This window comes from Pseudomonas sp. (assembly GCF_030150285.1).
In the GTDB taxonomy this organism is placed as follows: domain Bacteria; phylum Pseudomonadota; class Gammaproteobacteria; order Pseudomonadales; family Pseudomonadaceae; genus Aquipseudomonas.
The window spans coordinates 1-13065 of sequence record NZ_JASLGE010000057.1 but is presented as its reverse complement, the minus strand read 5'-3'; the positions used below and the strand labels follow the sequence as shown (position 1 = coordinate 13065).

Here is a 13065-nt window from a genome sequence, read left to right as displayed (position 1 = left end):
GAGTGTTCAACCGCGGCAAGGGGTGTCGTTTGGGTGAAGAACTTACAGCAAGAAAGCGGTTAATCGAGCATGTCGGGCTGGGTCTGCAGCAGTTGCCCCCAGATGGGTTGGAAATGCAGCCAGCCGATGTAATCGCTGCCGACGTTTTCGCGGCTGAAGCGGGCGCGTTCGTCTGTGACCAACTTCGGTTTGATGCCCGTCGCGGCCACCATCAGTTGTTGCTGGCAGCAACGCTCGAGCGCAATAAACCAAAAGGCGGCGCTTTCGATGCTGTGGCTGCTGGCGGTCAGCAGGCCGTGGTTTTGGTGCAGGATGGCCTTGTGTTTACCGAACAGCGAGGCAATGGATTTGCCGGAGTCGGTTTTGACCGCGACAGCCCCGGCTTCAGCCGTGATCACCAGTTGGTCTTCAAAGAACGCCGCGGCGTCCTGGGTGATCGGCTCCAGCGGCAAGCCGGTGCTGGCCCATGCGCCGCCATACACGGTGTGGGCATGACACATGGCAACGATGTGCGGGTGGGCTTCATGGACATTGGCATGTAGCACAAACCCGGCGCGGTTGATCGCGTAGTCGCCCTCGACGATTTTGCCGTTGTGGTCAGCCAGGATCAGGTTGGAGACTTTGACCTGTGAGAAATGGACGCACATCGGGTTCGTCCAGTACAACTCGGGGAACTCCGGGTCGCGCACCGTCAGGTGCCCGGCAAACCCGTAGTCGAAGCCCTGCAAGGCAAAGGCTCGGCAGGCCGCCACCAGGCGTTCTTTCAAATGCTTGCGTTGCTCGGCATAGGTGGCGAATTCGGGCACTTGCGGGTAGATCAGGCCTTCTTGTTCGGGCTGATAAATCGAGATCCGGTGTGACGGCTGAGTCAGTGTGCTATCGGGTTGTTTAACGCTGTTATTCATACAGGCATCCGCCATGGGTTCGGTTGAGGCTGTACCTTCACAAACCTTGCAAACGGCGACAAACGATGCTATTTCACTGCACTGTGAAATAATTTCACAGGATAATAATAATGAGTAATCGCCCCAGCCTGGTTGCGCTCCGAGCGTTCGAAGCCGCCGCACGACACGGCAATTTCAGTGTCGCGGCCGCTGAGCTGCATCAAACGCCCTCTGCGATCAGTCACCAGATCAAAAGCCTCGAAAGCTTCTTCGGCTACCCGTTGTTTATTCGCCATAGCCGCCACCTTGAGCTCAACCACCAGGGCCGCCGGTTGTTCACGGTCATCCAGCCTGCCTTTAACGCAATCGATCAGATTTGCACCGAGCTGCGGCCCTTTGCCGAAACGGAAAAACTGTCGGTTCATTGCTCGCCCAGTTTTGCCAGTAAATGGCTGGGCCCGCGGCTGCCCGATTTCTTCGCCAAATACCCCCAGTTCACCCTCCAGCTGTCATCGAGCGCCACGCCGATTGATTTGCACAAGCAGGCTGAGCTGGACATGGTGATTGCTTACGGAGCGGCCCTCAATAGCTCGGATATCTGTGTGCAAAGCCTGGGGCTGGAAGAGTGCTGCCCCCTCGGTGCGCCGAAGTTGCTGGGCGGCCGTACGGACATCCGGTTCGACGAGTTGCACGCCATCCCGCTGATCGAGTCCCAACTCAACCCGCTCTCCTGGCAAGACTACTTTCGTCAGCATGCAAAGCCGGTGCCCGAGATCATGCATCGGCCCTCATTCGACCGCGGGGCCCTGGCCCTGGCGGCGGCTGTCGACGGGCTGGGCCTGGCCCTGGAGAGCGTGCGCTTTTCCCAGCAGGAATTGGCCAATGGCAGCCTGGTCAAATACCGGATTGAAGAGTGCCAACCGGTCATGCGCGACATTCACTTTCTGTGCTATCGGCACACGCAAAGAAACTCACCCAAGGGGGTGGCATTTCGGGAATGGCTGACAGAAGCCTGTCGCCTGGATACTGAGTAGTCGCCCCCCTGCGATGAGGGTGAGCCAGGCGGCCCTGTTTATTCAACAGGGCCGCGTGTGGTTTAAGCCGCGCCGAGCAAGCCGCGTCGCGCCAGGTTCAGCATCAGTGCGCTCACCCCGAAGGTCCAGGCCGGGGCCTGGTGGCTGCCGGTGACGCGGTTTTGCAGGGCTCCCAGCAAGGGCGAGGCGATGCTGACCACGTCACCTTCCTTGTGCGTAAACCCCTGGCCCGGCTGGTCGCGGTCGTCGGTGGGGGCGAAGAGGGTGCCGAGGAACAGCACAAAGCCGTCCGGGTATTGGTGGTTGGCGTTGAGGGTTTGCCCGGCGAGGTCGGCCGGGTCGCGGCTGATCTGGTTCATCTTGCTCTGGCCGTTGAGTACGTAGCCGTCCAGGCCTTCCACCCGCAGCGTCACTTCACAGTGGCGCACATCGTCGAGGCTGAAGTGCTCGTCGAACAAACGAATAAACGGCCCCAGGGCGCAGGATGCGTTGTTGTCCTTGGCCTTGCCCAGCAGCAAGGCGCTGCGGCCTTCAACGTCGCGCAGGTTGACGTCGTTGCCCAGGGTTGCGCCGTGAATCTGGCCACGGCTGTTGACCGCCAGCACCACCTCCGGTTCCGGGTTGTTCCAGCTTGAGCCAGGGTGAATGCCGATGGCATTGCCGGTGCCCACCGCCGCCAGAATCGGAGCCTTGGTGAAAATTTCGGCGTCGGGGCCGATGCCCACTTCCAGGTATTGCGACCACATGTTCTGTTCGATCAGCACCTGCTTGAGGCGCATGGCCTCGGGCGAGCCGGGTTTTAGGTCGCGCAGGTTGTCACCGATCACGGCCTGCACCAACCCGCGCACCTCTTCAGCGCGCAATGCGTCGCCACCGGCTTTTTCTTCGATGACCCGTTCAATCATGCTGGCGGCAAAGGTCACACCGGCCGCCTTGATCACTTGCAAGTCGGCGGGGGCCAGCAGGTAGGGGGCGGTGTCGTCGCGCTGTTCACCGCTGTTGGCCAGCAAGGCCTCGACCGGGCCCAGGGACGTGCCACGGATGTCGCGCACGGCCTGCAACGGGTGTTCACGGTCCAGCAGCAGGCTCAGGGTGGGAAAGTGCGCGGTGCAGTCGATCACTTCACCGTCACGAATCACCACCACGGCCGGGCCCGCCAAGGGGCCGGGTAGCCACACACGGCCCACCAGCGTAGCCCGCTGCCAGTCTTGGGGCAGGGTGTTGTCAATATTCAATTGCAGCGTGTTCATGGGAGCGGTCCTCGAATTTTGGGCGAACAACACCCGTAGGCGCGAGCGTGCTCGCGTCTACAGGGTGTTGTGAGGGTTAGTGAGAGTGGCGGGGCGGACCGTTTTCCGGGATCACGCGCCAGTACAGGGTGGCCGGCTCCAGGCAGCCGCCCGTCGACAATTGGCCGACCAGTTGGCGGTACAGTTCCTGCCACGGGGTTTGGGACGGGGCCAGCGGCGGCAGCGGTTCCTTGCGGCGCTCGTCGAGTTCGGCTTCGTCCACCAGCAGGTTGACACTGCGGGCGTTGAGGTCGACGCGCAGGCGGTCGCCGGTGCGCAGCAATGAAAGGCCGCCGCCCACCGCCGATTCCGGCGACATATTAAGAATCGACGGGCTGGCCGAAGTGCCGCTCTGGCGACCGTCGCCCAGGCACGGCAACGAGTCGATGCCGGCCTTGATCATCGCGGACGGCGGGGCCATGTTCACCACCTCGCCGCTGCCCGGGAAACCCACCGTGCCGCAGCCGCGAATCACCAGAATGCAGCGCTCATCAATGTTCAGCGACGGGTCGTTGATGCGTGCCTGATAGTCTTCCGGGCCTTCGAACACGATGGCCCGAGCTTCAAAACTGTTGGGCTGCTCCGGGTCGCTGAGGTAGGTGCTGCGAAAGGCTTCGCCCACCACCGACATCTTCATGATCGCGCTGTCGAAGAAGTTGCCGCTGAGTACGATAAACCCGGCGCGGTGCATCAGCGGGTCTTCGTAGGAACGGATCACGTCGCGGTCGCCGGTTACGGTGTCCGCCACGATTTCGCCCATGCTGCGGCCGCTTACGGTCAGGCAATCGCGGTGCAGGCGGCCGACCTTGTCCAGTTCGTGCATCACTGCCGGTACGCCACCGGCGCGGTGGAAACTTTCGCCCAGGTACTCACCGGCGGGCATGCAGTTCACCAGCAACGGTACGTCCTCGCCGACGCGCTGCCAGTCGTCCAGCGACAGGTCGATGCCGCTGTGCCGGGCGATGGCAATCAGGTGCGGCGGGCAGTTGGTGGACGCGCCCAGTGCCGAGGCCACGGCAATGGCGTTCTCGAACGCGGCGTGGGTCATGATCTGCGAGGGGCGCACGTCTTCGCGCACCAGGTCGACGATACGCACGCCGGTGGCATACGCCATTTGCCCGCGCTCGCGGTACGGCGCGGGGATGCTCGCGCAGCCTGGCAGCGACATGCCCAGCGCTTCGGCCAGGGCGTTCATCGATAACGCGGTGCCCATGGTGTTGCAGTGGCCCACCGACGGCGACGACGCCGTGGTCAGGGTCATAAACCCTTCGTAATCAATTTCACCGGCGCTCAACAGGTTGCGCGCATGCCACAGCACGGTGCCGGAGCCGATGCGCTGGCCTTTGTGCCAGCCGTCGAGCATCGGCCCGCCGGACAGCACAATGGAGGGCAGGTCGGTGGTGGCGGCGGCCATCAGGCACGCCGGAGTGGTTTTGTCGCAGCCGGTGGTCAGCACCACGCCGTCCAGCGGGTAGCCGTGCAGCACTTCCACCAGGCCCAGGTAGGCCAGGTTACGGTCCAGTGCCGCGGTGGGGCGCCGGGATTGCTCGGCAATGGGGTGCACCGGGAATTCCATGGGAATGCCCCCGGCGTCTCGAATGCCGTCCTTGACCCGCTTGGCCAGCTCAATGTGATGACGGTTGCAGGGCGTCAGGTCGCTGCCGGTCTGGGCGATGCCGATAATCGGCCGGCCCGATTGCAGCTCGGCGCGGGTCAGGCCCTGGTTCATGTAGCGCTCCACGTACAGCGCGGTCAGGTCGGCGTGGCTGGGGTCGTCGAACCACAACTGGCTGCGCAGGCGGCGTGGGGTTGAATCGGTCATGGCAGGCTCCAGCAGGTTATTCAGGCAAAGTATTGTGGCGACGTAACTGGCGTATCAGCCCGGCGTGGTCGAGGTCACCGTCACCGGCCTCGATCATGGCCGCAAACAGGCTGTCGACCAGGCTGCCGACGGGCAGCGACAGGCCGAGTTTTTGCGCCTGGGCGAGGGCGGTGCGGGTGTCCTTGAGTTGCCATTTGGCCGGGCCACCGGGGGTGAAATCGTTGTTGAGCATGCGTTGGCCATGCTGGCGCCAGATGGGGGAGTCGACAAACCCGCCCATCAGTGCCTCGTGTACTTTTGACGGGTCGGCCCCGCCGCGTTCGGCCAGCAGCAGGCCCTCCGCGACGGTGGCGATGGTGCTGGCGACGATCAATTGATTGACCAGCTTGGACAGCTCGCCGGTGCCTGCCGGGCCGACATGCACCGGGCGGCCCATGGCGGCGAGCACGTCGCGGCCTTGTTCGAAGGCTGCGGCTTCACCGCCCACCATGATTGCCAGGCTGGCCTCGCGGGCCCCGCGCTCGCCCCCCGACACCGGGGCGTCGAGGTAGCGCAGGCCCCGTTCGGCACACTGACGAGCCTGATCGACGGCGGTGTCCACCGGGATCGAACTCATCACCACCACCAGCGCACCGGGTGCCAGCGCCTTGGCGGCACCGTTTTCACCAAACAGCACCTCGTCACAGGTCGGGCCGTCGCTGAGCATGCAAATCAGCACGTCGGCCCCGCTGGCCGCTTCGGCGGGGGTGTCGAAGCCCCGTGCGCCGTCCTCGACCAACTCGTGCACCTTGGCCGCCGAGCGGTTCCAGGCGCGTACCGGAAAACCGGCCCGCATCAGGTTGCGGGCCATGGGCTTGCCCATGATCCCGGTGCCGATAAACGCGATTGTTTGCAGCTTCATGCCTTACCTCCTACGGTGGCTGGGGTGGCGTCACCCAGCGTCACTTTGTTGCGTGGCATCAGCACCATGCCCAAACCACCGGCACCGACCAGCGCGGCAATAATCAGGAAGCCCGGGGTGTAGCTGCCGGTCACGTTAAACAGGTAGCCGGTCAGGTAAGGGCCGATAAAGCCGCTGAGGTTGCCGATGGAGTTGATCAGGCCAATGCCGGCGGCAGCCCCCAGGCCGGTCAACACTTGCCCCGGTACCGCCCAGAACACGTTGATCGCGCTGTAAACGCCCATGGCCAAGAGAATGAAGCCGATCACGATGATCCACGGTTGGTTGAGCCACAACGCCACGGCGATAGACACGGCGGCCAGCATCGCGGCACCGCCGGCATGCCAGTGACGTTCTTGCAAGCGGTCCGAACGGCGGCTCCACCAGATCATTGCCACAGCGGCGAGCGCATAAGGAATGGCGGTGATCAAACCGTTTTGCATCAGGCCGATTTCCAGCCCGAACGAACCGCGGAACGACGCGAGTACCGTTGGCATAAAGAAGTTCATGGCGTTAGAGCCCGATGTGATGCCGAAGTACACCAGCGCCAGCAGCCACACCTGACGGCTGGACAGTGCCTTGCGGATCATCTGCCACTTGCTCGGTTGAATGCCCACCACCAGCGGTTTGTTGCGCTCTTCAGTTTCCAGGGTGTTGATCAGCCAATTGCGTTGTTCATCGGTCAGCCAATGGGCTTGGTGCGGGTGGTCGGTGAGGTAGAAGTAGCACACCACGCCCAGGATCACGGCCGGTACGGCTTCGACGACGTACATCAGGCGCCAGCCGACAAACCCCATCGCGTCGCCCATTTCGATCAGGCCCACCGACAGCGGTGCACCGATGACTTGGGCGATCGGCACGCCGAGGTAAAAGGTGGCGATCATGCGGGCGCGATAGCGGCTCGGGAACCACAGCGACAGCAGGTAAATCACCCCGGGGAAGAACCCGGCTTCAGCAATGCCCAGCAGAAAACGCAGAGACACAAAGTGGATGGGCGTTTCCAGAAACCCCATCGCGCCGGCGATGATGCCCCAGGTCACCATGATTCGGGCGATCCACACGCGGGCCCCGTAGCGGTGCAGCAACACGTTGCTCGGCACTTCGAAGATGAAGTAACCGAGGAAGAAAATCCCTGCGCCCAGCCCGTACAGGGTCTGGCTGATACCGATGTCTTCGTTCATCCGCAGCGCGGCGAAGCCCACGTTGTTGCGGTCCAGAAAGGCCACCACAAACAGCAGGATCAGAAAAGGGATCATGCGCTTGGTCACACGCTTGATCGTCTGTTGTTCGATGTCCGAGACATCAGTCAGCGGGATAGTGGTCATATCGCACGGCCTCAATTTTTTATTGTTGTTTTTTGCTGTAGGAGCGAGCGTGCTCGCGATCTTTTAAACGCTCGCGAGCAAGTTCACTCCTACAGGGGTCAGACAGCGGTGTCTTCTATGTGCGCACGCACGATGGCGTCGAAATCCGGGTCGGCGGTAAAGCCCAGCGCGCGGGCGCGGGGGGCCTGAACCTTGCTTGGCCAGCTCTCGACGATGCGCTGGATGGTGGCGTCCGGCTCCCAGCGAATCAGTTTCACCACTTCATCGCCGGCCACCCGTTGCAGCGCGGCGACCATATCGGCCACGGTGGTGGTCACGCCCGGCAGCGGGATGATGCGCTCGTTGCCCAGGGTGTTCGGGGACAGGGTCATGCCCAGCAGCATCGATTCCACAATGCGCCGTGGTGACGTCAGGTACACCTGGGTGTCCGGGCGCACCGGGCACACGGCAGGCAAGCCCACCAGCGGCTCGCGAATGATTGAACTGAAGAACGTTGAGGCGGCCTTGTTCGGCTTGCCCGGGCGCACGGCGACAGTGGGCAGGCGCAGTACGCGCCCGTCCACAAAGCCTTTGCGGGCATAGTCAGCCACCAGCAATTCGCCCACGGCTTTTTGCATGCCGTAGGACGATTGCGGCGTGAGTACCGTGTTGTCGTCGACCACCTCCGGCAGCGCGCCGCCGAATACCGCGAACCCGCTGGCGTACACAAAGCGCGGTGGTTTGGGCTGTTTGCGCAGGGTTTCGAGCAGCACCATCAGGCCGTGCAGGTTGACTTGCATGCCCAGGTCGAACTCGGCTTCGGCGGCCGAGCTGACCACCGCCGCCAAATGCCACACCAGGTCAATGCCATCGGTCACGCGGGCGATGACCTCAGGGTCGGCCACGTCGCCGGTCACCACTTCCACACGCGGGTCCTTGGGCACGTCTTCGCCGGCAAAGGCATCGAACAGCACGATGCGTTCAATGGTGCGCGGGGTTTCGCCTTCCAGGGTCAGGGTGTTCAGGTCGATCAGGCGCTGAGCCAGTTGCTTGCCGATAAAGCCAGTGCCGCCGGTGATGAGGATGCGCATGTGTCACTCCTGTTTCTTATCTTTATTGAGGCGTTAAGCGTGAAATCAGTCGGCCTGGACGGTGCGTTGCACTTGTTCGCCCAGCCCTTCGATGCCCAGGCGCATGGTTTGGCCCGCGCGCAGGTACACCGGCGTTGGCTTCACGCCCAGGCCAACGCCCGGCGGTGTGCCGGTGGAAATCACGTCACCCGGTTGCAGTGACATGCAGCGGCTCAGGTACGCAATCAAGGCCGGTACCTGGAACACCATCGTGCGGGTATTGCCGTTCTGGTAGCGCTGTCCGTCGACCTCAAGCCAAAGGTCGAGCTGGTGCGGATCGCTGATTTCGTCGCAGGTCACCAGCCATGGGCCCAGCGGGCCGAAGGTGTCGAACCCCTTGCCTTTGTCCCACGTGCCGCCGCGTTCGATTTGCCATTCGCGTTCGGACACATCGTTGATCACGCAAAAACCGGCGACGTGGTCCATGGCAGTGCTTTCGTCGATATAACGCCCGCCCTTGCCGATCACCACGCCCAGCTCGACTTCCCAGTCGGTTTTGGTAGAGCCGCGCGGAATCTGCACGTCATCGTTGGGGCCACTGATCGCGCTGGTCCATTTGCTGAACACCACGGGTTCGGCCGGTACCTCCAGGCCTGATTCCGCCGCATGATCGGCGTAGTTCAGGCCGATGCAGATAAATTTGCCCACCTGGCCAACGCACGCGCCAATACGCGGCGAGCCATTGACCCGCGGCAGGCTGGCGGGGTCAATGTGACTCAGGGCTTCAAGGCTCGAAGGCTCAAGCGCCTTGCCGGCGACATCGGCAATGTACGCCGACAAATCACGAATATTGCCTTGTGCATCCAAGAGCCCCGGTTTTTCCTGACCCTTTTCGCCGTAACGCAGCAGTTTCATAAACGCTCCTGTATCGAATGACAAACCTGACCTTCTGAGGCACGCGCTTTTAAAAGCGCGCGCCTACAGTGGGGATTAGTTGCTCATCCCGCCATCAATAATCTGGGTGGTGCCGGTGGTGTAGCTGCTGGCGTCGCTGGCCAGATACACCACCAACTGGGCGATTTCTTCGGCATTGCCGATGCGGCCCATGGGCTGGCGCGCCACGAACGCTTGATACACCTCGGCCTCTGAACGCCCTTGCTCACGGGCTTGTTCGGCGATGCGCTGGCGCAGCGAGGGCGAATCCACTGTGCCTGGGCATATGGCGTTACAACGAATGCCTTGACTGATGTAGTCGGTCGCCACCGATTTGGTCAAGCCAATCACGGCGGCCTTGCTGGCGGTGTAGGCCAAACGGTTCGGTACGCCCTTCACACTGGACGCCACCGAGGCCATGTTGATGATTGAGCCGCCACCGTTGCTCAACATGCCCGGCAAGAAGGCACGGATCATCCGATACATGGCGGTGACGTTCAGGTCGAAAGAAAATTGCCAGGCGTTGTCATCGCACTCCAGCAGTGCGCCGCTGTGCACGTAGCCTGCGCAGTTGAACAGCACGTCGAGGGTGCCGACTTGCTGGCGGATGGCGTCGATGGCCGCCGGTTGGGTGACGTCCAGCGCCAACGCCTGAATGCCTTGGATGTCGCGCAAAGCTTCAACGTTCACGTCAGTGGCGATGACCGTAGCGCCTGCATCGCGCAGAGCCAGTACCGAGGCGCGGCCAATGCCGTTTGCCGCCGCGGTAATCAAAACGCGTTTGTGGGCGAGGTTCATGAGTGCAGATCCCTTGTTCTTATGGGGCCAACACTAATGTTGCTTTGCGATAATCGCCAATGAGATATTCTCAAGCCTTAATAACCGGAGGTTATCGGATGGCCGATGTCGTATTCAACCAACTGTGCAACTGGCTGCGGTTTCGCCATTTGGTGCTGATTGACACCCTGGCGCGTACCCAAAACATGCACGCCACGGCCCAGGAAATGAACATCAGCCAGCCGGCCGTCAGCAAGATGCTGCGCGAGATAGAGCATCAGTTGGGCTTTGATCTGTTCCAGCGTTTGCCGCGCAGCATGACGCTCACCGACCTGGGCACCCACGTGGCGCGCTTTGCGCAAATCGCCCTCAATGACTCCCAGCAGTTTGTCAGCCAGATCAATCATTTGCGCCAGGGCGGGCATGGCCTGCTGAAAATCGGCACCATCTATGCGGCCACGGCCGTGGCGATCCCGGCGGCGATTGTCGAGGTCAAACAGCGCTGGCCGCTGCTCACCCTGGACGTGCTGGAAGGTACCAGCGCCAACCTGCTGACCATGCTGGAACACAAGGAGCTGGACCTGGTGGTGGCGCGGTTTACCTTGGACCGTCATCGCGAGCTGTTCGACTTCCAGCCGTTGTCACCGGAACCCCTGTGCCTGGTCACCGGCAGCCAGCACCCGCTGGCCGGTGCCAGTGACGTGCCACTGGCCGAACTCGGCAACTGGCCCTGGGTGGTCTACCCCACAGGCACGCCCATGCGGGCGCGGCTGGAGCAGGCTTTTGTGGAAGTGGGCATGCCCACCCCGGAAAACACCGTTGAAACGGTCTCGATGCAAACCACCCTGCAATTGCTGCAAACCGCGCCGATGGTCTCAATGCTGGCCGACTCGATGGTCGAACTGCAGATCCAGGCCGGGCGCCTGACCCGCCTGGCGTTGCCGTTTCCTTTGGTGCTGGCGGACTACGGCATCATCACCCGGCGCAACGAACCGCCGCGCTGGTCGACACACGCCTTTATCGACGCCTTGCTCAATGGCCCCGATGCCCGACGTGGTGAGGGCACAGGGCTGGATGATTGAACGCTGTGCCCAAGCGTTTTAGTGCTCAAAAGGCGTGAGCCGCCGCTTCAGTCGCCCAGCGACAGCCTTACAGCCACGATTCGCTGATGCGTCGGTCCAGTGCCTCAAGGTCGGCCATGCCCACCACCCGTGTGGTGTTCAAGCCGCGCAGGTAACCGCGCAATTGATGGGCGCTGGCGTGTATTGCGGCAGCGGGCGCGTGCTCGTCGTGCAGGATGTCTTCGTAGGCGGTCAGGTACTCGGCCACGCGGTCTCGGTACTCAGGCAGTACCGCTGCGCGGATCAGGTCGAAAGTTCGCATTTTTTGATGGGAGTTCAATGGGCACCCTTTTTTTGTGAGAGAACGGGCTCGTGGTTTAGTCACAAGTGGTTTCAATGTATCTCACGTCGGCGCACCGTTGCTACAGGCTGCGCCGGGCAGGTGGCGGTGGCTTCGACCTGCCGGGTGCCTTGAGCCATTATGGGAAGCGGTAAGGCGTCAACGCCGTGGGGTCAATGTGTTGATCGACCGTGGCCATGGCCTCTTTCAGCGGGCACAGCAGGCCAACGCGGGTGGTGCGGCAGTTCGCAGCGCTTTTGAAATCGGTCGTCAGGGGGGGCTGCGCCGCGGTCAGTACGCTGAGGTTGCGCGTTTGGTCCATGGACTGGGCTTCAAAGGCGATGCGCAAGAAGTAGTCGCCGGTTTTGACTTCCTTGTAGCGCTCAAATTGCAGTGTACCCACCGGCGGGATGTTGTTGGCCAGGTAGTCGCCCTGTTTCCAGGTGAACCCCAGCATCGTGCGCAAATACGAGAGGTTGGTGTCGTGGGCGACCAGCAGCATCAGCGGCACATCGGGCGGGGCGTCTTGCGCGGCCGGGTCGGCCAGCGGGGTGTTGAGCTTGAGTTCCAGCGAGATCTGGTTCATCAGCAGCGACGCGCCCCGGCTGGCGATGTAGGGGATGTCGTTGAGGAAGTCGTACTTGGCCTTGGCCAGCACCATCAGGCTGGAGACCTCGGCGGCGGTACGGGCGTGGCCAAACGCGACCTTGTCCAGTGGCAGGCCCTGGCTGTATTCCAGGCGGAACACTTCGCCCATGTTGGCCCCTGCGCTCAGGCCCTTGATGGAGAAACGGCCCTCGGCGTTTTGCACCAGTTTCCAGGCCTGCTTGCCGTAGGGACAATCGGCGTCTGGCAGGCAGGCGACGCGGCGCAAGCGTTCTTCCTCCGGTTTGTAGCGTGCCTGGGCGGCTTCGACGCTGCCGCCCAAGGCCTGCAGAATTTGGGCGCGGGCTATGGCCGGGTCCAGGGCGGCAAAGGGCATTTTATTGGCCTGGAACAGTGCGTCTTGAGGGCCGTCGACGTAGGTCGGCTGTAAGCCACAGCCGGGGAACAGGCCGTCGAGCAAGGCCTGGCCGGTGGCTTTGGTGCGCTGTAACGGGCTGGTGTGGGCTAACACCGTCGTGGCCGCCGGGCACCCCTCAGGGATCAGGCCGGCTGCGCGCAGCACCTGGCCCCGATAACGGCCCATTTCAACCGCGCCGGTGTAACCGTGGCCGGTCAGGTTGCCCAGCGGCACCAGCCAGGTGGGCCACTGGCGCTGGGTGACGCGGGTCAGCACGTGTTCGTTGGATGGGGTCGGCGGGCGCACACCGTGGCGGCTCACCTGCACCACCTTGTCCAGCACGTAGCCGTCGTCAGTCGGGGCTTGGGCATGGGCGGTCGGGCTTAGCAGGCTGGCCAGCAACAGCCCCGTGCAGAGTGGGGTCAACGTTTTCATGGGGTTTCCTTGGGGGGGGGGGCGAGGGTGAGTCTAGGCTCTGTACGAAATGTATCTGCGCTCGGTTATGCGGCGTTGAAAACAGGCTCGGAATGCTCATTTACAACCCGTAAACTCCGCTTCCTCGCCTGTTTTCGCCTTGCCTAACCTTCGCTCGAAAACATTTCGTACAG

The 13065-nt window shown here is 62.5% G+C and carries 12 protein-coding genes; 2 read left to right on the top strand and 10 right to left on the bottom strand.

Annotation, left to right across the window (positions count from 1 at the left end; genetic code table 11):
- Nucleotides 1-59: 59 nt before the first annotated feature.
- Nucleotides 60-905 (bottom strand): class II aldolase/adducin family protein, encoded by an 846-nt coding sequence (locus tag Q1W15_RS13230; RefSeq protein WP_300729136.1) that lies wholly within the window; start codon nucleotides 903-905, stop codon nucleotides 60-62.
- A 110-nt stretch (nucleotides 906-1015) separates the two neighbouring features.
- Between Q1W15_RS13230 and Q1W15_RS13225 the strand changes: the two genes are divergently transcribed.
- Nucleotides 1016-1918: a LysR substrate-binding domain-containing protein gene (locus tag Q1W15_RS13225; RefSeq protein ID WP_300729133.1), complete on the top strand. Its 903-nt coding sequence runs from the start codon at nucleotides 1016-1018 to the stop codon at nucleotides 1916-1918.
- Nucleotides 1919-1980: 62 nt separating this feature from the next.
- Here Q1W15_RS13225 and Q1W15_RS13220 read toward each other — a convergent pair whose 3' ends face one another.
- The 7 genes from Q1W15_RS13220 to Q1W15_RS13190 form a co-directional block, all read right to left on the bottom strand.
- The gene (locus Q1W15_RS13220; protein ID WP_300729130.1) at nucleotides 1981-3168 is read right to left on the bottom strand and encodes a fumarylacetoacetate hydrolase family protein; all 1188 of its coding nucleotides are present in this window, start codon (nucleotides 3166-3168) and stop codon (nucleotides 1981-1983) included.
- Nucleotides 3169-3244: 76 nt separating this feature from the next.
- Nucleotides 3245-5029, bottom strand: a complete 1785-nt coding sequence (locus Q1W15_RS13215) for an IlvD/Edd family dehydratase (RefSeq protein WP_300729127.1) — start codon at nucleotides 5027-5029, stop codon at nucleotides 3245-3247.
- A 16-nt stretch (nucleotides 5030-5045) separates the two neighbouring features.
- The gene (locus Q1W15_RS13210) at nucleotides 5046-5930 is read right to left on the bottom strand and encodes an NAD(P)-dependent oxidoreductase (protein WP_300729125.1); all 885 of its coding nucleotides are present in this window, start codon (nucleotides 5928-5930) and stop codon (nucleotides 5046-5048) included.
- Nucleotides 5927-7294 (bottom strand): MFS transporter, encoded by a 1368-nt coding sequence (locus Q1W15_RS13205; RefSeq protein WP_300729122.1) that lies wholly within the window; start codon nucleotides 7292-7294, stop codon nucleotides 5927-5929. Before Q1W15_RS13205 ends, Q1W15_RS13210 begins: the two co-directional genes overlap by 4 nt.
- Nucleotides 7295-7392: 98 nt before the next feature.
- Nucleotides 7393-8364, bottom strand: a complete 972-nt coding sequence (denD, locus tag Q1W15_RS13200; RefSeq protein ID WP_300729120.1) for a D-erythronate dehydrogenase — start codon at nucleotides 8362-8364, stop codon at nucleotides 7393-7395.
- Between the two features lie 45 nt (nucleotides 8365-8409).
- On the bottom strand, nucleotides 8410-9258 hold the full coding sequence (locus tag Q1W15_RS13195; protein ID WP_300729117.1) for an ureidoglycolate lyase: 849 nt from the start codon (nucleotides 9256-9258) through the stop codon (nucleotides 8410-8412).
- Nucleotides 9259-9333: 75 nt separating this feature from the next.
- On the bottom strand, nucleotides 9334-10074 hold the full coding sequence (locus tag Q1W15_RS13190) for an SDR family oxidoreductase (RefSeq protein ID WP_300729114.1): 741 nt from the start codon (nucleotides 10072-10074) through the stop codon (nucleotides 9334-9336).
- A gap of 98 nt (nucleotides 10075-10172) precedes the next feature.
- Here Q1W15_RS13190 and Q1W15_RS13185 point away from each other — a divergent pair, with 98 nt between their 5' ends.
- Entirely contained in the window at nucleotides 10173-11135 is a 963-nt protein-coding gene (locus Q1W15_RS13185; protein WP_300729111.1) for a LysR family transcriptional regulator, read from the top strand.
- Between the two features lie 67 nt (nucleotides 11136-11202).
- On the opposite strand, the gene Q1W15_RS13180 is transcribed toward Q1W15_RS13185, so the two are convergent.
- Together Q1W15_RS13180 and Q1W15_RS13175 are read right to left on the bottom strand one after the other, a co-directional pair.
- Complete coding sequence (locus tag Q1W15_RS13180) at nucleotides 11203-11436, bottom strand: hypothetical protein (RefSeq protein WP_300729108.1); 234 nt, start codon at nucleotides 11434-11436, stop codon at nucleotides 11203-11205.
- 157 nt (nucleotides 11437-11593) lie between these two features.
- Nucleotides 11594-12892: a histidine-type phosphatase gene (locus Q1W15_RS13175; protein WP_300729105.1), complete on the bottom strand. Its 1299-nt coding sequence runs from the start codon at nucleotides 12890-12892 to the stop codon at nucleotides 11594-11596.
- Between the last annotated feature and the right edge of the window lie 173 nt (nucleotides 12893-13065).